This is a genomic window from Aquimarina sp. AWH4_224, from assembly GCF_056160245.1.
This window is the reverse complement of sequence record NZ_JBSWWU010000012.1, coordinates 101,301-123,171: the sequence shown is the minus strand read 5'-3', so window position 1 is coordinate 123,171 and position 21,871 is coordinate 101,301. Positions and strand designations below refer to the sequence as shown.

Below are 21,871 nucleotides of genomic sequence, written 5' to 3'. Positions count from 1 at the left end.
ATTAGTTGATTTCGTGTTTATAGTAGGTGGCTGCATCTCGTAACAGCATGTCTAAATATTGATTTTCGGATTGCAATCTATCTTCGTCCCAACCCAGGTATTTTACCAAATCTTCTTCGACAATAGATCGATATTGGTGCACACTATGGATGTCAAAATAAAGCCTGCCAGTTCTTCTTACAAAGAAATCCGATAGTCCATTCGTCATTTCATGGTGTATGCAATACCATAACTCTGCTCTAATCAATTGCTCTTCGATCGCATCATTCAAAAAATAACTCGCCTTACCGATAATAATATCAGATTGTTTTCCATAATTGGATACCAGGTATTGCCCATAATAAGGATCATTAACCTTCAATTCTTTTAACTCTAGCTCAATTTGTTCTAAATACTTTTGTACTTCGTTATTGTCATGAAGAGGGTCACTGGTAAGCGGAATCTTATCCGTATGCGATCTCGAAAATTGCTCTCTTCTCTTCGAACTCATAGTTTTTAACACCACATCAATAACGCGTTGCGACATTTTTCTATATCCTGTAAGTTTTCCTCCAGCAATAGATATTAGTCCTGTGTCAGAGTGAAAGATTTCGTCCTTTCGGGATAATTCTGAAGGGTCTTTTCCATCTTCGTGAATCAAAGGTCGAAGTCCAGCCCAATTAGATTCGATATCTTCTTGTTTTAATTGTAATGATGGAAACATATGATTTACAGCTTCCAGTAGATAGGAGGCATCAGATTCTGTAGCGACAACTCGATTCAGATTTGCGCTGTAATTAGTATCTGTAGTGCCAACGTAGGTTGTTCTTCCTCTGGGAATGGCAAATATCATTCTTCCATCGGGGACATCAAAGTAGACGGATTGAGTGAGTGGAAAACGTTCTCTGGAAAATACAAGATGTACCCCTTTTGTAAGATGCAAGTGTTTGTTATTCATGGATTGATCCTTTGTTCTTAAAAGATCTACCCAAGGTCCTGCAGCAGAAACAAAGTTTCTGGATTTGATCACAAATTCCTCTTGCGTATTATGATCCAAGCATTGTACACTTTGGATTTTTCCTTCTTCGCTGTAATTGAAGGATACCATTTCACAATAATTAATGCTGTTGGCACCATACGTGGCTGCTTTTTTAAGAAGTTCAATAGTCAATCGGGCGTCGTCTGTTCTGTATTCTGCATAATATCCTCCACCTGTAAGCCCTTCGTCATTAAGTAATGGTTCTTTGGTTTTGGTTTCTTCGGCATTTAGCATTTGACGTTTATCATCACCTTCAACATTGGCCAAAAAATCGTATACCTTTAACCCAATAGAAGCCATAACTTTTCCATAGGTGCCACCTTCCACAAGTGGGAGTAGCATTTTCTCGGGAACTACAAGGTGCGGAGCCAGTTTGTGCACTGTGGCCCTTTCGGTTCCGGATTCTTTGACGAGGCCTATTTCCATTTGCTTTAGATATCGAAGTCCACCATGAACAAGTTTTGTTGATTTGTTACTGGTACCAGAAGCAAAATCATTTTTTTCTACCAAACATACTTTTAATCCTCTCGATGCTGCATCCAGGGCGATGCCTGCTCCGGTTACGCCTCCACCAATAATCACCAGATCGTGTTTTTCTTTTTGTGCTTTCAGTATCTGTGTTTTACGATCCAATACCGAAAAGCGAATAGGAGCATCTTCTTTTACGGATAGCATGTTGGTGTTTACAGTTTTGGTGCGTTCTACCGCTTGTTTCCAACCTGTGTATTTTCTGTTACGCTGATGTTCGGTGATTTGCGGAGTAAAAACCTGATCTACGTCACGTATCTTAGCGATATCCTTTTTGCTCCAGATCCCCGCTTTTATCCCAGCCAGGAAGGCTGCTCCAAGAGCAGTTACTTCCAGCATTTTGGGGCGATCAACATCTACATTAAGAATGTCGGCTTGAAATTGCATCAAGTAATTGTTTGCTGAAGCGCCACCATCTACCTTTAGCTCCTTCATCTGTTTGCCACTATCTTCTATCATTGCTTCCAAGACATCCCTTGTTTGATAAGCTAAAGCTTCAACAGTGGCTTTAATGATTTCGTTCTTACCAGAATCTAAGGTAAGTCCATAAATAGCTCCCTTGGCATCCATATCCCAATAGGGAGCGCCTAACCCAGCAAAGGCGGGAACAACATATAAATCTTCTGACGATGTGGTAGACATACAGATTTCTTCGGTTTCTGAAGCTTTGTCTATGATTTGAAGTTTGTCTCTGAGCCACTGAATAGAGGCTCCGCCAACAAAAATACTTCCTTCTAATGCATATTTGATATTATCTTCTGGAATACTGCTACATAAGGTAGTTAGCAGTCCATTCTTGGATTCGTATGGCTTTTTTCCAGTATTCAATAGCATAAAACATCCGGTCCCGTAGGTGTTTTTTGCGATTCCTGATTTGTATCCTCCTTGACCAAACAGAGAAGCTTGTTGATCTCCTGCTACACCATAAATAGGAAGTTCTTGACCTTTGTGTACAATGCTACCAAAATCAGAAGAAGAGTACTGCACTTTTGGAAGTACGCTTTTCGGAATATCTAATGCTTGTAAAAGTTTTTCATCCCATTCTAAATTAATAATGTTATAAAGCATGGTACGAGAAGCATTAGAATGATCTGTAGCGTGGATTTTTCCTTCAGTAAATTTCCAAATAAGCCAGGTGTCGATGGTTCCAAATAATAAATCACCACGATCTGCTTTTTCTCTTGCTCCTTCTACATGATCCAGAATCCATTTCAATTTGGTGCCAGAAAAGTAAGAATCAATGACCAAGCCTGTATTCTTGGATACATAGGGGCTTAAATTTTTGGCTTTTAAAGCTTCACATATTTTAACCGTTCTTTTATCCAGCCAAACGATAGCTTTGTGGATTGGTTCTCCTGTTTTTTTATCCCAAACCACTGTTGTTTCGCGTTGATTGGTAATACCTATAGCTGCAATTTCTTCTACCGAGATATTAGAAGTTTGTAGCACATCTTCAAAAACCTCTTTTTGATGCAAAAAAATCTCCATAGGATCATGCTCTACCCATCCCGGTTGGGGGTAATATTGAGTGAGTTCTTTTTGTGAAATTCCACAGATGGTCCCTTGATGATCAAAAATAATAGCTCTGGTGCTTGTGGTGCCCTGATCAAATGCTACAATATATTTTTTATCCATTGATACTGTTTTTTTGATGTGTGAAGCGGGGTTTTCTGATTGTTAAAAAGAGATTTGTAACCCCCTGTTACTCATAAATATCTGAATTATTAAGTCAATAGAAAAGATAAATTCAAGTTTAATGGAATGTAATCGTTTGTATTCTTTGTTTTGGTATTTGCTTTCATTCAAATCTTATTTTTCTGGAAATTTTTAAGAGGTTTTACTTTTTTTAAGTCGAATAAGTCCGCAAGCTGGAACCTGAATTTGTACTACTCCGATCAAAAGCATGATATTAGATTCTTTTATTTTTTTTCCGGTACAGTCATAAACGATACAATGGTATGCGCCGTGATTTTCTTTACTGCTAATTACAACTTGATTTTTTAGTTTCCCATTGATGATATCGATATTGTCTGTTGGTTTTTTTAGATCAATAATATGATCATCATATACGCCAATAATAGTAGTTGCTCCTTTGGTAGATTTTAAAATAGGGTAGTTGGCCAAAGGTTTATAGGGTTCAAAATCACCATCAAGGAAAATTGATGCATTTTTTTTCCAGTAATGGGTATAGAAATAAATCATAGCCAATTCCTCTTCAGAAGCGTTTTCGAGCAAAATAGAAAGTTGAGGAACACCAAAAAGTGCATTCACTAATTGTAGAGCTTTTAATTCAACAGGTTCGTCGGAATGATAGGTAAACATATCACTATGTACAACAGTTTCTCCGCATAACATTTTTATGTCTGTTATTCTCACACGGTTCATTGCAGAATCTCCTGGACAATCAAAGGCTCTAAACATATTTCCGTATTTACGCATAGCAGGTCCGGTATATTTTTGTCGAAACTCGATCACTACATCTGGTTTGATTTCGTGTAAAGAGTTGATAACGTCGGTCATTAATCGGTCTACCGCTTCATTTACTGAAGAATAATCTCGCTCATTATCGCGATTAAGAACGGTTTCTGGATATACTTTGAATTCGTCAATAAAATCAAGTTTGAAACCATCGATATTCCAGTCTTTTAATGCGTTTACATAAAGACTAATCAGATAAGATCGTACTTCCGGATATCTTGGGTCTAAGACTGGAGCCCATCGATGTTCTTCTGTTAGAAATTTACCTTTAAATTTTTGATATGCTTTTGATTTTTTACCACAAAAAGGAACGGAGTACCACAACGCTAATTTCATCCCAGTTTGATGAATTTCTTCTACGAATTGAGCGATATCAGGAATTCTTTCCGGGAACCAATCCCCTGTGTAATCATATCCTCTGTTCTCATCATTGGTTTGCCAACCATCATCCAAAATAATGAGTTCGTACCCCAGCGATGCAGCCAGTTTACACTCTGATACCAGTTTTGTGGTGTCTAGTTTTTGATGAAATTGATACCAGGTAGAATATACGGGTACTTTAGCCAAATCAGGCACATGAGTGGGGGTCATATTTTCAAAAGAACTCCACCATTGGGATACTTCCTCCAAAGCAGTAGAGAAATGTTTTGGGTGTTGATCTATTCTCAGTTGTGCACTATAGGAGGATATGGTGTGATGTCTTTCGGTAAAAAAAGTAATATGACAATAAATATGGTTATCCTCTTCTCGGTATAATGCATTTAGTTCTTTGGCATTAATGGTATCAGAACAAGCAAATGTAATTACGTTTTGGTCATCGTGACCAAATAGGGAAATAACTGGCGCATCTAATGAAATTCTGGATTCCATATGTGTTAATTCCCAATCATCCATGATTCGTTTTGCAAAATCGGTGGTAGGCTTCCAGACCCCTTTGACATTGATGGCTGGGATTTTCCATTTTATCGTGATGGGTTGTGGCCGAAATGCTGTTTCAGAATTCAGACTAATTTCGTAAGTCATTACTCCATCATGCTCATGAAGTGGAGTGATACTCACTTCAAAATTGTCAGTCTCCTTTAGTATTTCTATGTTATGAGCAATGGTTTTATTCATACGGTTATATTATTTGAAGCCTAATTACAAATTGTGTAAAATCCTAGGCCTATCTGGTTTTGGGTTTACGGTAAATACCCGAATACTATCATTATTTTGAGTGGCTAATACAAGTTTTTTCCCTGATCTATCTGTGGCGCTAATAATGTGGTTTGATTGTTTTGGTACAAAAAAACCACTGTCTCTTGTCTCTTCTGTAATCCATCCCTTTTCTGTTCCCCTCAGAAATATCCCTATTAATGCATCTTGTCTTCCGTAAGTAGTTTCAGAGGAGTAATTATTCCCAACCAAAAGTACATCTTTATATCCATCCCGATTGATATCCTCTATCAGGATATCATTGATAGGAGAGAGCTGACATATTTTTGGTAATGCGTGAATTACAAAAGTGTGATTCCCTATGTTTTCCGCATAGATGGATTCAAAAGTATGAGCGTTTAAAGTTTCATTTTTCAGATCTTTAATCGTAAGTAATTCCTGAAACGTAGCTTTAGAAAACTCCTCATAACTCGGATATTTCTTTTTCAAGGTAACTAATTGTTTCATTACGTCATCTCTGGTATGCACAGGTTTTAGAGATTGCTCTCCTTCATTTCCAAAATACTGTGCCAAAATAGGATCAATACTTCCGTTACCATCATGGTCCTTTTTATATACGTATACAGGTTGTTGATGGAATGGTTTTATAAACCCATTTATTCCTTGATTACCAGCAATGATATCCAGATCCCCATCATTGTCGATGTCTGCAGTACGAATACAGTTCCACCACCCAGATATTTGTAAAGGACTTCCATCGGCAGTGGTCCATTGTATTGGGACTTCTCGTACTTGTTCTTTTTGAATGGAAAATATTTTAATAGGTATCCATTGTCCGGCTACAATAAGTTCTTTTTCTTTTGTATTATCAATGTTAGCCCAGGTAGCATCAGTTACTATACCTAAATCTTGAAAAGTGATTTTCTTGCTTTCAGATAACTCCCCATTTTGATTAAATATCAAATAACTCGGTGTAGCCAATGGATATTGACCAAAACGAACACCACCACCAACAAAAATATCGATATATCCATCCTCGTTAACATCGGTTGCGGCAAGACAGGAGGTGTTGGTGACAACTTTTTCTAAAACAGTGGCTTCAGAGAAATTCCCGTTTCCTGTATTGAAATATATCCTATCAGACAACAAGGCATTGTCTCCGATAGCATCTGTTCCACCACTGCCGATGTATAGATCCTTTTCTCCGTCATTATTGATATCTACAAATAGCACAGCAGTATCTTCGTATTTGGCATCAAATTGTTGAAGAGATATATAGGAACCCTCTTTGTTTTCTGAAAATAATTGCCCAGGATGTCCTTTGCTACCTCCGATAAACAGTTCGTCACCCGGATTGTTGTCCAAATCAGCGTTTGCAATACAAGGTCCATTAGTATTGAATTGATGTGTAAGCAGGGGCTGCTGTAGATAGTCGTTAAAAGTATTTTCTATATGTTTAAAAGCAAGTTTTTGAGCGTTTAGCTCAAATAACGGAGAACTGTTTTTTTGTTTAATTTCAGATTGAAAATTGACATATTCTGCAGTTATCGTTTGATTAGCAGCAAGCGTTCTATATCTGTTGATCTTCCCATCGGGCCAGACAATTTGTATGGAATCGACTTTGTTGGTTTTTAGACCAAAATGTACAATTGGTTCTACAGAAGATAAGTATCCTTTTACCACAGATTGGTAATGAAATTGAGTGCTTTGGTTTTCCCAGAGTATTACTTTGGCTCCAATACCTTTGGGGTTGGATGTTGTCCCTTTGAGCTGTATTCTTATGAAATTTTGTTTTTTTTGATCGCTGTGATTTTCAAGGATAGAAGCTGGGCTATTGATGTTATTTACGATCAAATCCAAATCTCCATCCAAATCTAAATCTGCATAAGCCGCACCGTTAGAATAGGTGTTCTTTTCTGGGATCCAGCTTTCAGATACATCGTCCAAGTGTAGCCCATCTCTATTGTGGAATATTACATTGGGAAGGTAAATCCCGGGGAGTTGTTCTACAAATTTTTGAAGCTTTTCTTTACGGCTTTGGGGAGAACCGAAAATGTTGTTTTGCTCTGAATAGTTGATGAAATCCAGATCAGTAATATCTTTAACATACCCATTGGTTACGTAAATATCTTTGTTTCCGTCATTATCGTAATCCATGATCAAAGGAGCCCAACTCCAATCGGTGTCTGCTACCCCAGAAGCAAAAGAGACTTCTGAAGCAGGGAGTGCTCTATTGTTCAAAATACCATTGTGAATTTGCAAGGTGTTATGTACATATTGCGGGGTGTACTCATTTCGTAAAGAGAGTAGAAACTTATCGTAATTGTTTGATCCAAGCATTTTCTTCTGTCTCTCATAGTCTTTGGGGAGCATATCCAGGACCATGATATCAGGTAGTAGATCATTATTGATATCGGCAATATCAACACCCATGGCATTGTAGGTTTGTTTGGCTAAAATGGTTTTATGCTTTTCTTCAAAACCTAGATGTTGGCCGCATGCATTTTTCCCTTTATTGATATACATCAGGTCGTTGGTAATAAAATCATTACTCACATAAATGTCGGGTAGTAGATCGTTATTGAAGTCGACCAAGGCGACGCCCAAGCCAAACCCTTTTTGAAGTACTCCCATAGTATTGGAAACGTTCTTGTAGACTATTTGCCCAGTTTCGGGATCACTTTGACGCTCTAATAGTATGTCCTGGAGATAATTCGGGAAATATTTTTGAGGTATGGGGATATTTTTATCCCTTCTCGTGTTGCCATTATGGACAATATAGGCATCGAGATCTCCATCCAGATCATAATCAAAAAATAAGGTTTGCTGACTGTAATGACCATCATCAAGCCCGTATACCTTGGCTTGTTCCTTAAAAGTGATTCGTCCTTTATCGTCTATGCCTGTATTTACAAACAATAGATTATTGCATTGTTTTTTCAGGCAGTCTGGACCACCTACACTAAGGTAAATATCATCCAGATCATCTCCGTTGATATCGACAATACTCACACCGTTTACCCAGGCGTTTGTCTTGAAATTTGCCGATGCGGAGATGTCTTTAAATTTCAAATTTCCTTGATTGAGATAAATTTTACTAGAGGTTTGATTGCCTGTAAAAACAATATCGGGTAAGTTGTCATTATTGAAGTCTCCAATACCCACACCACCACCATTGTAGCAGTACTGAAAATCTAATACGTTTATAGTATCGTTTTCTAGAATAGTATTTTCGAAATCTACATGAGTATGAGTGTTCGGAACATAAGAAAATAGAAAGTCATTGTTTTTTCTTTTGCAAGAAAAGATAAAAACTAGGCTTAAAATGATATGTGGCACACTGTTTTTCAAGAAAAAAAGAATGTTGGTTATAGTTAGCAGAGAGCAAACCCAATTATTGATTTACTCTCTGCTTGGTAAATGAAAAGTATGAGAACTGTTTAATCTTTATTTAGTATCCAGGGTTGGGTCTTAAATTAGGATTTGTTGCGATCTCACCTAACGGAATCCAGATCAATTCATCTCTTCCTGATTGGAACGATCCTCCTACCAATGATTTAGGGTGCGGAGTTCCGTGAAGAGAATTAGAACCAAGAAAATCATCTGCTAATTCCCAACGTACCAAATCCAGGAATCGATGTCCTTCTCCTGCAAGCTCCATGGCTCTTTCGTCAATAATTGCATTTCTCATATCTTCTTGACTTAGCGCATTTAGTAATGTGATTTGGGCTCGTTCTCTAACCATGTTAATGTACATTTCTGCTTCACCGGTTTTCGAATTTTCGTTAAGAGCTTCAGCAAGCATTAGTAACACATCAGAATAGCGTATTATTCGCCAATTATTTTCCATAGTATGCCCTAATTGTACAGCAATTACTTCTTCTCGTGTACCCAGGTCCAATCCGGCATATTTTTTAGAAAAGATAGGTTCCAAACCTTCGTTGGTAGCGGTTGCAATATCGTTGGCAAAATCTGTTAGATAATCGACTCCCCCGTATCCTGTTGCTCCTGGATAATCATAAACCAGGGTTTCATTACGTCTTATTACATCTCCATTGTTCTCAAACAGATCTCTTAACCAAGGGTTAATGAGGTGTCCTCTATCCGGAGATACTTCTGGAGAAGCATAGTCGATCAAGAAATTAGCTTGAGTACCCGTTCCTGGTATATCCTGTCCCCACGCAAAACTGGCTACCCCTTGAAATTGCAATTCGAAGATAGACTCTTCGTTATTTTCGTTAGTAAATCCAAAATTCTCTCCGTAACGGTTAGAAGGAAGTAAATTGTAGATTCCTGAGTTGACTACTTTTTTAAATTCGATTTCTGCAAGCTCCCATTCTTTTCTAAACAGATGACTTTTACCTTTTAAAGCAATGGCAGCACCAGATGTAGGTCTTCCTAAATTATCACCTCCCCAACTATCGGGTAGCATTTGCTCGGCCATCGTTAGGTCGTCTATGATCTGCTGCCATACCAATTCTGGATCGGCCTGCTCAACAAGTAAATTGTCTAGGTCTGGTTCTTGTGTAATTAATGGGATATTACCGTATAGCGTTAGTAAATACCAATAGTCGAAGGCTCTAAGGAAATATGCCTGTCCTAATAAGCCGTTTCTTGTAGCTTCATCAGGAATCCCTTCTTCGTTTACATTTAGGATGATCGTATTACATCTCCCAATAGATTTGTATAATTGTTGCCAGGGTTCTAGCGCCCAACGATCTCCTGGGTTTGCTCTAAGTCCGGCCATAGCGGTGTTAGAACCAAAAGGAAATACATTAAATTCGTCAGATCTTTGTAAGGCACCCACATGTAATACTCTTCCCCAGAAAAATGCAGTAGTAAGCGGATGGAATGCTGCATTTACAGCACTCTCTACCTGATCTGCTGAGGTCCCAAAGTTACTAAGCGAAGTACCATTGTTATTCTGTTGATCCAATAATTCATCAGAACATGCAATGACTAGTAAGCTGAACAATCCAAGAGTAAACAAGGAGGTAAGCCCATATTTATTAAATGTTTTCATCTGCTCTTTTTTTATTGTTTTGATATTGTGTGATTAAAAAGTTGCCTGAACGCCAAAACTGAAAGTTCTTGCGTTAGGGTAGGCTCTGGCATCTAACCCTCTTCCTAGTAAAGGGTTTACATTGTCTCGTAATCCTGGTACTCCAGAATTAAGATTGGCGCGTCCTCCATTGGTTGAAGAGACATCGGGGTCATAACCGCTGTAGTCGGTAATTACAAATACATTTTGAATATTGAAAGATACTCTGAGATCCTTTAATAAGGCAGATCCCAGTACATCTTCATCAAAGTTATATCCTACTTCTAATGTTTTTAGCCTGAAATACGATCCGTCTTCAACAAAAAATGAAGAAGGTGCCTGGTTTCCTGCGGGATCGCTTACCGAAGCTCTTGGAATATTAGTATCTGTATTCGTAGGAGTCCAAGCATTTAATACTTCGGTTAGCTTCCCACCATCCTGCCACAAGATGTTGTAATATCGTCCTAGATTGTAAATTTCATTTCCTTGTACTCCTGCAAAGTTTAATGCAAAGTCAAAGTTTTTATAGCCAGCATCAAATGTTAAACCATACACAAAATTAGGTACGGGATCACCAATAAGTGTAATGTCATCGTTGTCTATGGTTCCATCTCCGTTAATATCTCTTCTTACAAAATCTCCTGTTGCTGGATTTACTCGATCTTCTACCACAAAACCATAAAAGGCACCAATAGGTTGGTTAGGTCGAGTAGCATTTACAATTCGTAAATCCTCATCTATGGTAGGCCCGAGAATTGGATTTGGAATATCTCCTGCGCGGCTTTCTACATTAAAAGAGAAATTCGTTCCGATTCTATAGGTAAAATCTCCATCGTTTTTAGAATAATCGATATTGAATTCCAAACCTCGATTTACAAGATCCCCAGCATTACGAATTACCGGTAGACTTACTCCTGTAGTAGAAGGGATATTGGTAGCGACTAATACATCTTCGATATCTTTGGAATAGTAGTCAAAGGTTAGGTTTATTTTGTTGTCTAACAATGACATGTCAAAACCAATATCAAAGGTCTTTGTAGTTTCCCAGGTGAGATCTGGGTCTGCCAATGCCGTTTGTGCCAGACCTGGTGCTGCAGAGTTTCCGAAAGTTACATTGGACTGCCCACTTAGGAAAATGGCATCGGTTGGGTAAAATTCTCTGGTGGTGGATCCTAGCTCTCCATAAGAAGCTCTAATCTTGAAATAATTAATTTCAGGAACGTTCCAAAAAGATTCGTTTGAGATATTCCAGGCTCCAGAAAATGAAGGGAAGTACCCCTCTCTATTTTCTTCTTGAAAACGAGAAGAAGAGTCTCGTCGTAAAGTCGCAGAAAACAGATATTTTCCAGCATAGTTATAGTTTACTCTACCAAAATAAGATTCTAACCCGGCAGTGTTGTCGGTGCCTAAAAGCACAATTGAACTACTGGCGGGTAAATCACTAATTACCTGTATGTCGTTGGATTGTGTTCCCTGACCAAAAACACCGGTACCTTCTTCGTTTTCCAGAAAATAAGTATATCCAAGTACTGCGGATACTTTGTGATCTCCAAACTCCTGTTTATAGTTGATGGTTGGCTCGACCAGTACGTTAAGCACTTCGGATCTAAAATCGGTTAGATCATTTTCTTGATTATCGTTTCTCACTGCATCTACAGAACTCATAAAGAAGGTCGGCGTAAACTGAAAATTACGTTGATTGGTATAGTCTAATCCAAAATTTACAGATGCGGTAAAATTATCGGTGATATCGAAATCAAATTTGGTACTACCAAATAAGGTTCGAGTAGTAACCAAGTTGTCTTCCAAAACAGCTTGTGCAAATTGATTTACCCCTCCTGGACCCTGTACATCTGTTGACGGAGCTTCAAAACCACCTTCGTTATTTGGGTTGGTCAAAGCAACTGTTGGTGCTGTAGTACCATCAAATCCATACCATCTATTTTCTTGTAGCTTTCCTTGGGTTAAACCAAGCGATTGAGTAACATGAAATCTCCCTTTATCAAATCGGTTATTAAATCTGAAATTTATTCTTTCAAAACCTGAACCTACAAGAATACCATCTTGATTAAAGTAATTAGCAGATACAAAATGAGAGGAGTTTTCACCACCTCCTGATATTGAAAAGCCATAATCCTGTACGATAGCACTGGAAATATTTTCATCTTGCCAATCTGTGTCTACACCATTCCATTGGACTACTGTGTTTACACCGTCATTCGCAAAACGCTGATTGATATAATCTGTGTATTGTTGACCGTTAATGAAGTCTAGTTTTTTACTAGGTGTATCAACCCCCGTTCTTAGGTTTATCTTTACTTCAATGTCTTGGTTCTTTTTTCCGTGATTGGTTTTGATTAATACTACACCATTTGCAGCTCGTGACCCATAGATGGCAGCTGCAGCAGCATCCTTTAACACAGAGATATCTTCGATGTCCGCAGGGTTTATAAATTCCATACTATCGACAAAAAGACCATCAACCAAAAATAATGGGTCAGCGCTATTTAAAGAATTTACCCCTCGGATAAAAACATTGGCTCTACCTCCAGGTTGTCCACCAAAACTTTCTACTTGTATCCCGGGCACTCTTCCTTGTAATGCGGTAACAGGGTTACTGGCAACAGCGGTTTGTGTTACCGCCTCTCCTTTGATTGTGGATATTGCTGTAGTTAAATCTCTTTTGGATTCTGAACCGTATCCTACGATTACGATTTCGTCCAGAGATGCTGCGTCTTCTTGCATAGTAACATCAATTACAGTTCTACCGTCCACAGGAACTTCTTGAACCACAAATCCTATGTATGAGAACACTAGAATAGCGTCTTCTGCAACATTATTTAGGGTGTATTTTCCATCAAAGTCTGTGGTAGTACCTAAGTTGGTTCCTTTTACAGTGATGTTAGCTCCTGGTAAAGGTCCATTAGGTTCGGTTACCGTACCGGTTATGGTTTGTTGTGCAAGAACCCCGGTAGAGAGAAGCCCAATAAGCATCATCATAATACGATTGATTGTTTTTCGCCTCATATGATTTGTATTTGTGTGATTAATTTTAAAGTCTATCGGAAATCAAAACGGAGCAAGAGTTTAAATGCTATGATACTCTATGCTACTATTCAAATGTATATGATTTTTTATTAAATCAAAATAAAAACTTAAATAATATTAAGATTTACACAAAGAAATACTTAAAAATTAATGAAAATAGTAATATCTATTGAGCAAAAGAATTACTCAATAGCCTAATATTTCTTAGGATTGATTCGTTTTATAAAGGGGAATGGATAGTCTTATAAAGAATTTCTGCGGTAAAGATGTGTAGGAACAATTTCGTGAACATGATTGCCTTCTTTTACAAAAAGAGCTGCTTTTTTTGCCATTAAGTTGAAATCTGTAGAGATGGTAGTTATACCTCCAAAAGCAATTTCTCTCACGATGTTGTCATTGTGTGCCATAATACCAATGTCTGAGCCAATTCTATATTCCATTTTGCGAGCATCTTTTAGAACTTGCCATAGCTGAGTGTCGCTGATGCAGAAGTATACGGTGTTTTTATGTAATGCCTCTGATTCGTAAGTGTCCAAAACCTCACCTTTAATATGATGATCTCTAATAAACCGATTAAACGCAACAAGAATTTCGGGAGGGAAGTCTGAATTCTTTTTGAAGAATAAAACAAACTTGTCATATTTTTGGATTTGAGGTATTAACTCGACTAATTTTTGGTAAGTTACTTCTTCAAATTCTTGAGAGATAAAAGAGTATTCTTGAGGCATTTGTAATTGTCGATCTACAATTAACAATCGGTTCGAAGGTATTTGCTGTAATAGGTTAGAAACCTCTTCTTCCTGGATAGGAGCTACCACATACATTCCATACTTTTTGGAGATATTGTCCATGATAGTTTTGAAAAGAGCTAAGTTATTGTGATGAAAGAATACATCAATATGGTATCGTTTACCTAATTCTTTTCTAAATGTATTGTAAAACCCTTCCTGAAAACTATGAAAAGCAAATAGGATTAATGCTACTTTTAAGGTCACATTGGTTTCTTGGCTGATAATATAATAGCCTTTTAAGTTTTTTGATTCGACCAACCCACGCTCTTTAAGCTCGTTATACGCCTTTACAAAAGTCTTTCTAGCATAACCAACTTCGGCAACCATCTCATTGATAGAAGGAAGTTTATCGCCAACTTTAAGTACTCCAGAATCAATAGCTCCTATGATCCCATGAACAATTTGTTCGTGCTTGGATAAGCTGTTTACATCTTGAAGTTCATGAATTTTCTGAAGTAATGGCGACATTATTGGATAATGGTTTTTGTGTTGCCTTAAATTTAAGCTTTATAACTAAATTTCAAAAAGATAGCTTGATTTAAGTGTTTTTTGATACGCTACATGTTCAAACTTTTGTAGATATTCTCCAGTTTATAAGTTTGATGATGGAATGAAAACACAATACTTTTTAGGTCTCTAGGTTATCATTTATCTGCGATAAAAGACATAACAAAATTTTATAAGAAGTCATATGTTATGAAAGAGTTTATCATTCCATTTCCTATTGTAGAAATCACTAGGAGCGATAATACGTATTGGATACAAGATATTTGCAAATCCACAAAGATATATTACTCCATCACCGATTGTAAATACAATACACGAGCAGAGCAATGTCCACTATAATTCGAAGATAAAATAGTAACCTATTAAAGGATTTTTGCTACTTCTTGATTTACAAATTCAAGAAAACGTTCATCTTCTTCATTGAATGGATCTGGAGTTTCCGAATCAATATCAATTTGACCGATATTTTCACCATCTTTAAACAGCGGGATTACAATTTCTGATTTCACCGCAAAACTACAGGCTATATAATTATCCTGGGCCTGTACATCAGGTACCACAAAATTTTCATTAGATAGGGCTACCTGACCGCAGATTCCTTTACCAAAAGGAATAATATCATGTTCAGTTTCGGCTCCAACGTAGGTTCTTAACTTTAATTCTTCCTTGTCTCCATTTTTAAAATAAAAGCCAACCCAGTCGTAATAGGTGATATGATCTTTTAATAATTGACAAATTTCATGAAGTCTTTCGGTTACCGATTGACCTGTATTTTGAAGTATAGAAACTACTTCGGGCTTTAAATCTTCAAACGTCATTCTTGCAATTTTGATCGGGTAAAAATATTTAAAATATTTAATAAAATGAGTAATCTCAAATGGTATAGTTTTGTTAAAACTTTTCTCATCAAAGGAAAAATGTACTGGCGAATGTTTTATTTATAAAGTATTTTTGCAGACTTATAAAGAATTCAAATTATAAAATCTGAAAGCTGATGCGAAACTTATTTCTGATGTTATTGTCGTTTGTTGTTTTGATGAATATTTCTTGTAAAAGAGATAAGCAAATCGACACCAAGGTGGATACAGTTATTGCCGAAGGAGGAGACCTGAATGCTACTAAAACAAATTCTACCGTTGCATTTTCTGATCAGCATACCCAGCAAATTTATGATGCCTACCTTTCGATTAAAGGAGCATTGGTAAATGGTGATTCGAAAGCCGTTAGAACGAATTCTGAACTATTAAAATCATTATCAAAAGACAATAAAGAACTTATCGCTACGGCAAAATTGATAGCGTTGACCAAGGATATAAAAAAACAAAGAGATTTTTTTGTGGCACTTACCGTTCAGATAGAGCAAATTATTGAAAATGCCACCGTAACTAAGGGAGAAATTTACAAACAGTTTTGCCCTATGGCTTTTGATGGAAAGGGAGGGTATTGGCTCTCTGATTCTAAGGAAATACGAAACCCATACTATGGAGCAGCTATGCTCAACTGTGGAGAAGTTAAAAAGACTATTAAAAGTAATTAAACGCGATTTATTGTCAATAATTGGGTAGTTTATCGATGAAATTGCCCTTATAAAGAAAATATTAATTATCTTTAAAAAAGATTGAATGTTTTGAATCTGAATTTTTTGAGGGAAGAATTGTCGATGCATGATACATTTTGATCTTTTGTAATTGGAGTAAAATAGAGAAATATGATTGAGAGAAAATTAATTTTGCTGATTTTTTCGGCATTGGTTTTTTCTTGTAATAACGCTAAGGTTGCCCCGGGGATACAAACATTATCTCTCTTAGAAAAATCAAAAGCACTTAAATTACGAGGAGAAAAGGTAGAGCAAAGTATGCTCCGAAAGAAGGATTCTATCGAGAGACTTTTTGATGGAAAGCGTGATCAGTCTGTTAAGAGAAATGACGAGTTTGTTGATGTAGAAAAATTATCGGGGAATTTTGTACTGGATATGAAATATGCGACTGCCGATAACTTCCTGAAAGAAAAAGTATATTCCTGCGCCAAATGTTATGTTCGTAACGAGGTAGCACAAGCCTTGTTGAATGCTAACAAGGATTTTATGAGGCAAGGCTATCGTATAAAACTATTTGATTGTTATCGCCCACATAGTGTTCAAAAAAAGATGTGGAAAATCGTTCCAAACCCTGGGTACGTAGCTGATCCCAAAGGAGGGTCTGTTCATAATAGAGGAGCGGCTGTAGATATTACGTTGACCGACCTTAAAGGAAATCAATTGGATATGGGTACTTCCTTTGATCATTTTGGTAAAGAGGCAAGACATTCCTACACACAATTACCAGAAAAAGTGATTGCCAATCGAAAAATGTTGAGAAGTACCATGGAAAAGCATGGTTTCACAACTATAAAATCAGAATGGTGGCACTATAACTTCAGTACGGGTAAGAAGTTCAAAATATCTGATTTCCGATGGAAATGTAAGTAGTTTATCGGTTAAAAGGACGTTCGCTTATCCAGCGAAAACCCCGGTTGATTAACAAAAAGTCTTCTCTAGGCTTCTTTTTAGTTTTGATTTTTAAAGTATCCCCTTTGTAGATGGTTTCGAAATAAAACAAGCTGTCTTTTTGTTTAAAATAAAAACTCATCACATCTGTACTGTCTGTATTAGATGTTAGCTTAAGGATTTTAGAAATGGTATCGGTTTCCTCTTTGAATCTGATAATTTTTTCGTCCATGGTCTGGATTCCACTATACCATTTGTCTACTATTATACGTTTCCAACGAATACTATCTGTTGCTAAAGGCGGTAATGTGTCATTGTTTTGTATAAATTCTTCGACTTCATAAATCCCATACAAAGCGGGTTTTGGTGCTTTTTTACCCCATTTTTCTTGGTTTTTTATAGCTCCACCAAGGTTATTATATATCAAAAAACCTATAAACAAGACTTTGAAAATTAATACTGTTTTTTGATATTTTGAATTTGAGAAATAAGGTAATATGGTTTTAGGATATACTGTTTTGTTAAGGATGAAAAAGTTTAAAGTACGTTTGATATCCGGAGATAACAAGAACAATCCCATCATGGTTATAAGACCACTATATAATTTTCCAGGGATATCGTAACTCATATTCATCATAAAAACATTAAACATGACTCCTATGACAACTATGGCGCCGAAAACAACAGTTTTTCTAAAAAGTAATAGTGCTCCTGCGATTACTTCGGCAAAACCAGAAAACCGAGTATAGGTGTCACTATACTCCATAAAATTCCACATTAACCCCATAGGAGATTGATCTCCAAAAGTCTTTATTAAATCAAAATTATTTAGTTCTGAAAATTGTAAAGGGATAACTTTACCAAAACCATAAACAAATAGGGTAGAAGCTACATAGTATCTTATAAAAGCCCTAAAGTACAAAAGTACCTTGTCGTAATTTTGTCTTTTAAAATCAATAATACTCCAAATTACCATGATAATCAGAGATATTACGGCAATAATGAAATGAACAATGTAATTTGAAGTGGTATCTCCACTACCATTGAAACCAATAGTTATTTCATAGTTAATTCCTAGTACGTTCTTTCCAACCCAAACGGAAAGTTGTTGCATCCCGTTTGTATAAAAAGAAAATAGGTTATTCCCTAAAAGTGTATCGAGATAACTTAGAGGAAAAGGGAAAATGTGAAGAAAAAAGTAAACGCAAAAAAATCTAAATGCGATTTTGGTAGCTAGACTCCAATTGGTCTTTGTAATATCTTGATTAACAGTCATAGTGAACAACAAGATGTATTTCAGGTTTATAGTAAGATAATATGATTACAAATTAGGAATTTATTATAAGAAGATCAACGGGAATTGTATTAAAATGAAAACGACATTCATCGTAATGAATGCCGTTTTCGAGCACAATAATAAAAATCGGAAAAAAATTATGCTAATAGTTACAATTGCTCAACTTTTGTACTTCCCTCCATATACTTATAGATGATTTACTCACTGCAATCCCATAATATACAGCTTATAGTTGTAGTACCTATAAAACATAAATTATCATTATTTAGAGATACTGATAAGCCGAAGTAGTTAAGAACTCTTCAAAATCATCAGAGATTACTAGGCTTTTGAAAGTTGCAATAGCATTTTGATAATTTTCGGAATCAAAAAGTTGCTCTCCTACCTGTTCTTTGATGATATTTAGCTCATCTTCAAAAAGTGTATCAAATAATTCTTGGTTAAACGTTCTGTCATCTTCCAGACGAACTTCGTTTTTAAGCCATTGCCAAACTTGAGTTCTGCTAATTTCTGCAGTTGCAGCATCTTCCATAAGATTGTATAATGCTACTGCTCCGTTACCACTCAACCAATTGGCGATGTAATGAATGCCTACGTTAATATTTTCTCTGATTCCTTTTTCTGTTATCGTTCCTTGTGGAATCGCTAGCAGATCGTCTTCGGTAATCGTAATATCTTCTCGTTTTACGTGTAGTTGATTAGCGGTTGGCATGTGGGTATCAAAAACCTGCATCGCCAATTTTACCAAACCAGGGTGTGCTACCCAAGTACCATCATGTCCATTTTGTACTTCTCGCTCTTTATCTGCTTTTACTTTTGCAAATGCTTGAGCATTGCGTTCTTCATCATCTTTGATTGGAATTTGAGCTGCCATTCCTCCAATTGCAAGAATATTTCTTTTATGGCAACGTTGGATTACCAACTTGCTATAAGTATCCATAAACGGACTGGTCATGGTTACTTGTGCACGATCAGGAACTACAAAACCTTCGTGGTTTCTTAATTTTTTGATATAGCTAAAGATATAATCCCATCTTCCGCAGTTAAGACCTACAATATGATCTTTTAATGCGTAAATGATTTCATCCAATTGAAAACTTGCGGTAATGGTTTCTACCAAAACGGTAACTTTTACGCTTCCTGGTTCGATTCCCAGATATTCTTCAGAAAAGTCAATCACATCATTCCACCAGATAGCTTCTGTAAAATGTTCTAGTTTTGGAAGATAGTAATAGGCGCCTGTGCCATTTTCTTTCAGTTGTACATTGTTATGAAATAAGTATAATGCAAAATCAAATAAAGAAGCACTCATTTCCTGACCTCTGATCAACAGATGTTTTTCATCAAGGTGTAAACCTCTTGGGCGAACGATCAAAGTGGCTATTTTTTCTTTAAGTTGATACGTCTTATCTTTTTTTGGATTGTAAAACGAAATAGTTTTATTGACGGCATCCTTCAGGTTTTTCTGTCCTTGTAAGCAGTTCTCCCAAAGTGGAGCATTACTGTCTTCAAAGTCTGCCATAAATGTTTTGGCTCCAGAGTTTAATGCGTTGATGACCATCTTGCGGTCTACTGGTCCTGTAATCTCGACTCTACGATCCTGAAGATCGGCAGGGATTGGAGCAGCACACCATTCTGCATTGCGAATTTCCTTGGTGTTTTCTGGAAATGAAGGATACGTTCCCAGATCAAACAACTGCTGTTGACACTCGCGGTTTTTTAATAATGCTAATCGTCTTTCGTTAAAGCGATCTTGCAAAGCTTCTAAGAAAGTTAATGCGCCATCAGTTAAAATTTCCGGATGGTAATTTTTTACATTCTTTGAGAAGCTAATTTTTTGACTAATGTTTGTCTGAGTTTCCATAGTTTAAAAATTTAGGTTTTTACAACTATTATCGTTTTGAGTGAACAATATTAAAAAAAAGTTTTTTATAAAACAAGCGAACGTTCGCTAAATGTGAATTTTTTCTTTTTTCCAGGATTACGCGAAAATTCTTACTTTTGATTCTATGGCGATAGCAGAAGAATATATTAGACTTATTTTTGGCTTGAAAATCAAGCAAATACGTACAGAAAAGGATTTGTCTCTTTTTGGATTATCCAAATTAAGTGGATTGTCAAAGTCGTATCTCAACGAAATTGAAAAAGGAAAAAAATACCCAAAAACGGATAAGATCATCAAACTTGCAGAAACACTTGGGGTACCTTATGATCAATTAGTTTCTCTTAAATTGGATAAAAATCTGGCTCCTATTGGAGAGATTTTACAGTCAGGTATTTTAGATGAAATTCCGTTGGAACTCTTCGGAATTCAGCAAAGTGATTTAATCGATATCATTGCAAATGCTCCATCCAAGGTAAATGCATTTATAAGTACGATCATAGAGATCGCTCAGCACTATAATATGAGTCGCGAAGGATTTTATCTGGCTTCTCTGCGTTCTTACCAAGAAGCACATAATAACTTTTTCAAAGATTTAGAAGATAAAGTAATACGTTGCGCGAATACCTACCAACTAGATCTGACTGGTAAAATTGGATCGGCAGAACTAGAGGAGATACTGAAAGAAGAATATGGATATAATATTAATGAATCCGGAATCCCCAAACAGGAGGAGCTGGATAACCTGAGATCTGTATTTGTGCCTTCGACCAAGACCTTATTGCTTTCGGATAGAGTAGATGAGGCTCAAAAGACGTTTATTTTTGCCAAAGAGCTAGGGTATCAATATTTGGAGATTACAGATCGCCCTTATACCTTTACCTGGATACGATATAATCATTTTGAAGAGGTGTTGCATAACTTTTATGCCTCTTATTTTGCAGGGGCTCTTATTTTGCCTAGACAACATTTAGGAGAACAGCTTAAAGAATTGTTTTCTTCAGAAACTTTTTCTGAAAAGGCTTTTCATAAGATTATGAATCTTTACAATGCATCTCCGGAGTCTTTTTATCAGCGTTTGACTAATGTATTGCCTAAGGATTTTGGAATGCAAAATGTATTCTTTCTTAGGTTTACCCATAAAAAAGGTGTCGAAAAGTTCAATTTGGTAAAGGAGTTGCACATTACTCATCAGCAGCAACCCCATGCTAACGAAATTAACGAACACTATTGCAGACGATGGATGGCTATCAAAACTTTGCAACGCACTGCCAACGAAGATTTAGAATATACCTTTAACATCCAGATTTCTGATTATGCCGATACCGATCAGCAATATCTGGTTTTTACTTCAGCAACCAAAGACCCGTTTAGAAAAGACTATTATCGTAGTATTGGGATCGGTTTCTTGATTTCGTCAGCGTTAGAGAAAAAAATTAAGTTTGTTGGCGATTCAAAAATACCAAAGGTCAAAGTGGGGGTAACTTGCGAATCTTGTTCTCTTAAAGATTGTGATGTGCGTATGGCGCCACCTAAACGATTATTGATAAGAGAAAAACACAAAAAAACAGCTTCTTTGGTTCAAGATTTAGTGAAACAGTATTCGTAGAAGCTTTAGAACGTATTGTACTTTATATACAG

General features: G+C 36.6%; 13 protein-coding genes. 4 read left to right on the top strand and 9 right to left on the bottom strand.

The window, feature by feature from the left end; all coding sequences use genetic code 11:
• Position 1: 1 nt before the first annotated feature.
• The 6 genes from glpK to ACXAGJ_RS20895 form a co-directional block, all read right to left on the bottom strand.
• Positions 2-3,181 carry a glycerol kinase GlpK gene (gene glpK / locus ACXAGJ_RS20920; protein WP_474842617.1) on the bottom strand — a complete coding sequence of 1,060 codons (3,180 nt, stop codon included), beginning with the start codon at positions 3,179-3,181 and terminating at the stop codon, positions 2-4.
• Between the two features lie 192 nt (positions 3,182-3,373).
• Entirely contained in the window at positions 3,374-5,140 is a 1,767-nt protein-coding gene (locus ACXAGJ_RS20915; RefSeq protein ID WP_474842615.1) for a glycoside hydrolase family 36 protein, read from the bottom strand.
• Positions 5,141-5,164: 24 nt separating this feature from the next.
• Positions 5,165-8,530 (bottom strand): VCBS repeat-containing protein, encoded by a 3,366-nt coding sequence (locus ACXAGJ_RS20910; protein ID WP_474842613.1) that lies wholly within the window; start codon positions 8,528-8,530, stop codon positions 5,165-5,167.
• Positions 8,531-8,630: 100 nt separating this feature from the next.
• Entirely contained in the window at positions 8,631-10,202 is a 1,572-nt protein-coding gene (locus tag ACXAGJ_RS20905) for a RagB/SusD family nutrient uptake outer membrane protein (RefSeq protein WP_474842611.1), read from the bottom strand.
• Between the two features lie 33 nt (positions 10,203-10,235).
• The gene (locus tag ACXAGJ_RS20900) at positions 10,236-13,247 is read right to left on the bottom strand and encodes a SusC/RagA family TonB-linked outer membrane protein (RefSeq protein ID WP_474842609.1); all 3,012 of its coding nucleotides are present in this window, start codon (positions 13,245-13,247) and stop codon (positions 10,236-10,238) included.
• A gap of 263 nt (positions 13,248-13,510) precedes the next feature.
• A complete protein-coding gene (locus ACXAGJ_RS20895) occupies positions 13,511-14,527 on the bottom strand; it encodes a GntR family transcriptional regulator (protein WP_474842607.1) in 1,017 nt (338 codons plus the stop codon).
• Positions 14,528-14,755: 228 nt separating this feature from the next.
• Between ACXAGJ_RS20895 and ACXAGJ_RS20890 the strand changes: the two genes are divergently transcribed.
• Positions 14,756-14,905, top strand: coding sequence for a hypothetical protein (locus ACXAGJ_RS20890; RefSeq protein ID WP_474842606.1), 150 nt, complete (start codon positions 14,756-14,758; stop codon positions 14,903-14,905).
• Positions 14,906-14,928: 23 nt separating this feature from the next.
• Here ACXAGJ_RS20890 and ACXAGJ_RS20885 read toward each other — a convergent pair whose 3' ends face one another.
• Positions 14,929-15,384 (bottom strand): GAF domain-containing protein, encoded by a 456-nt coding sequence (locus ACXAGJ_RS20885; protein ID WP_073319462.1) that lies wholly within the window; start codon positions 15,382-15,384, stop codon positions 14,929-14,931.
• Between the two features lie 176 nt (positions 15,385-15,560).
• On the opposite strand from ACXAGJ_RS20885, the gene ACXAGJ_RS20880 reads away from it, so the two are divergent.
• Both ACXAGJ_RS20880 and ACXAGJ_RS20875 read left to right on the top strand, forming a co-directional pair.
• On the top strand, positions 15,561-16,103 hold the full coding sequence (locus tag ACXAGJ_RS20880; protein ID WP_474842602.1) for a DUF3347 domain-containing protein: 543 nt from the start codon (positions 15,561-15,563) through the stop codon (positions 16,101-16,103).
• 171 nt (positions 16,104-16,274) lie between these two features.
• A complete protein-coding gene (locus ACXAGJ_RS20875) occupies positions 16,275-17,033 on the top strand; it encodes a M15 family metallopeptidase (protein ID WP_474842600.1) in 759 nt (252 codons plus the stop codon).
• Position 17,034: 1 nt separating this feature from the next.
• Here the strand turns inward: ACXAGJ_RS20875 and ACXAGJ_RS20870 are convergent, their stop codons facing one another.
• Together ACXAGJ_RS20870 and aceB are read right to left on the bottom strand one after the other, a co-directional pair.
• Entirely contained in the window at positions 17,035-18,165 is a 1,131-nt protein-coding gene (locus ACXAGJ_RS20870) for a hypothetical protein (protein ID WP_474842598.1), read from the bottom strand.
• Positions 18,166-18,613: 448 nt separating this feature from the next.
• Positions 18,614-20,212, bottom strand: a complete 1,599-nt coding sequence (gene aceB, locus ACXAGJ_RS20865; RefSeq protein WP_474842596.1) for a malate synthase A — start codon at positions 20,210-20,212, stop codon at positions 18,614-18,616.
• A gap of 145 nt (positions 20,213-20,357) precedes the next feature.
• Here aceB and ACXAGJ_RS20860 point away from each other — a divergent pair, with 145 nt between their 5' ends.
• Positions 20,358-21,839: a helix-turn-helix domain-containing protein gene (locus ACXAGJ_RS20860; RefSeq protein ID WP_073319447.1), complete on the top strand. Its 1,482-nt coding sequence runs from the start codon at positions 20,358-20,360 to the stop codon at positions 21,837-21,839.
• Positions 21,840-21,871 lie beyond the last annotated feature (32 nt).

Bases quoted from the DNA above. Each gene is read 5' to 3' on its own strand.
- glpK (WP_474842617.1), bottom strand. From the start codon at position 3,181: ATGGATAAAAAATATATTGTAGCATTTGATCAGGGCACCACAAGCACC.
- ACXAGJ_RS20915 (WP_474842615.1), bottom strand. From the start codon at position 5,140: ATGAATAAAACCATTGCTCATAACATAGAAATACTAAAGGAGACTGAC.
- ACXAGJ_RS20905 (WP_474842611.1), bottom strand. From the start codon at position 10,202: ATGAAAACATTTAATAAATATGGGCTTACCTCCTTGTTTACTCTTGGA.
- ACXAGJ_RS20900 (WP_474842609.1), bottom strand. From the start codon at position 13,247: ATGAGGCGAAAAACAATCAATCGTATTATGATGATGCTTATTGGGCTT.
- ACXAGJ_RS20895 (WP_474842607.1), bottom strand. From the start codon at position 14,527: ATGTCGCCATTACTTCAGAAAATTCATGAACTTCAAGATGTAAACAGC.
- ACXAGJ_RS20890 (WP_474842606.1), top strand. From the start codon at position 14,756: ATGAAAGAGTTTATCATTCCATTTCCTATTGTAGAAATCACTAGGAGC.
- ACXAGJ_RS20885 (WP_073319462.1), bottom strand. From the start codon at position 15,384: ATGACGTTTGAAGATTTAAAGCCCGAAGTAGTTTCTATACTTCAAAAT.
- ACXAGJ_RS20880 (WP_474842602.1), top strand. From the start codon at position 15,561: ATGCGAAACTTATTTCTGATGTTATTGTCGTTTGTTGTTTTGATGAAT.
- ACXAGJ_RS20875 (WP_474842600.1), top strand. From the start codon at position 16,275: ATGATTGAGAGAAAATTAATTTTGCTGATTTTTTCGGCATTGGTTTTT.
- ACXAGJ_RS20870 (WP_474842598.1), bottom strand. From the start codon at position 18,165: ATGCAACAACTTTCCGTTTGGGTTGGAAAGAACGTACTAGGAATTAAC.
- aceB (WP_474842596.1), bottom strand. From the start codon at position 20,212: ATGGAAACTCAGACAAACATTAGTCAAAAAATTAGCTTCTCAAAGAAT.
- ACXAGJ_RS20860 (WP_073319447.1), top strand. From the start codon at position 20,358: ATGGCGATAGCAGAAGAATATATTAGACTTATTTTTGGCTTGAAAATC.